We start from the raw sequence: 1,555 nt of genomic DNA, 5'->3' as shown, positions 1-1,555 counted from the left end.
GGGCGCCAGGGTTCATGCCAACAAACCCGCTTACAGGCAACCGTTACAAGGGCATTAACGCGATTCACCTAATGTCTCAGGGACGAAGTGATAACCGTTGGATGACGTACAAGCAAGCTAAAGAACTCGGTGCTCAAGTTCGCGGTAAAGAAAAAGGGACAGGGGTCCAATACTGGAAGTTTACAGAAGAACGGACCAAGCTCGATGATAACGGAAAGCCTGTCATTGATGAAAAAGGAAAACCAGTAAAGGAAACCATCAAGCTAGAACGCCCGCGGGTGTTCTTTGCTACGGTATTCAATGGCGAACAGATAGACGGATTGCCTCCTTTAGAGCGTAAAGAGCAAACTTGGGATGCTTCTGAGCGAGCTGAAAAGATACTCAATGCGTCTGGTGCTGATATTCGTCACGGTGGTGATAGAGCTTTTTACCGTCCGTATTCTGACCATATTCAATTACCCGATAAAGGACAATTCCCGACCTCTGACAATTATTATGCTACAGCGTTACATGAACTCGGTCATTGGACTGGTCATAGTTCGCGTCTGGACCGAGATTTATCAAATCCATTCGGTTCAGAAGGGTACGCCAAGGAAGAATTGCGCGCTGAAATAAGTAGCATGATCTTAGGTGATGAATTGGGTATCGGTCATGACCCTGAACAACATGCCGCTTATGTCGGCTCTTGGATTAAAGCACTTCAAGAGGACCCTTTAGAAATATTCCGTGCCTCTGCCGATGCTGAAAAAATATGCGGGTATGTGATGGACCTGGAACAGAAACAGGTGATTGAGCAAACCCAAATCCAGAAACAAACCTCTGAGTTAAAACCTAGCGAGGACAATAAAGATCAGGATTTAGATATGCAGCTACCAATTCAAACACAGCCAATACGTGATCAGGTGTTATCAACGCTTTCACAGGAAGATTTACGCGCCCTAACTCTAGTTGCGGAAGAACGAAAGCGTTTAGCTTCTGGTGAGTCAGAACCTCAATCTTTCGAAGAAGTGGCAAAGGAGAATCTTGGATTTTTACTACCTGCTGATTGGTCTGGTGATATTCAGTTACAAGGTAACGTTATATACACCGATGAAAACGGCGAAAAGTTTGTAGAACCTGCTGAGGGAGTTACGCCTGAATTTTGGGGTGTGTATGCGCAGCATGAAAAGGGAATGCATCAATGGGTCGCTGATCTCGATACTCAACATCAAGCCGAAGAACTTGCGAATTTGCTTAGTGTGGTAGATGCCCTGTCAGAACCCAATGAGCATGAACAAGCCGCTAAATTTGCTCGTATAAATGAAATTCGTGTTCGTTTAAACCCTAACAGCTCGGATGATGATATTTTAGCCGCTAAAGAAACCCGTAAATCAGCAGAAATGGCCGCAACGCTCAACGATGGTGATTTACAACAGCGTATTGCTGAATTTGAGCAACAGGAACGGAAGCCCCAGCAGCAACCAGACTCAGTTCCCACTCAAGCCGAGGGAGAAAAAACGTATATCAACGTTCCGTTTAAAGAGAAGAACGAAGCTAAAGGACTTGGTGGCAAAAT

The 1,555-nt window shown here is 45.2% G+C and carries 1 protein-coding gene; it reads left to right on the top strand.

What is annotated here, in order from left to right; all coding sequences use genetic code 11:
* Window positions 1-14 precede the first annotated feature (14 nt).
* Window positions 15-1,555, top strand: a 1,541-nt coding sequence (locus KO492_RS01260) for a zincin-like metallopeptidase domain-containing protein (RefSeq protein ID WP_354668215.1), incomplete at its 3' end; no start/stop codon positions are given.

Origin of the sequence: Celeribacter halophilus (genome assembly GCF_018860305.1) — a bacterium.
In the GTDB taxonomy this organism is placed as follows: Bacteria; Pseudomonadota; Alphaproteobacteria; order Rhodobacterales; family Rhodobacteraceae; genus Celeribacter; species Celeribacter halophilus_A.
Note: the sequence above shows the minus strand (reverse complement) of the source record. Positions and strands in the feature narration are given on the sequence as shown.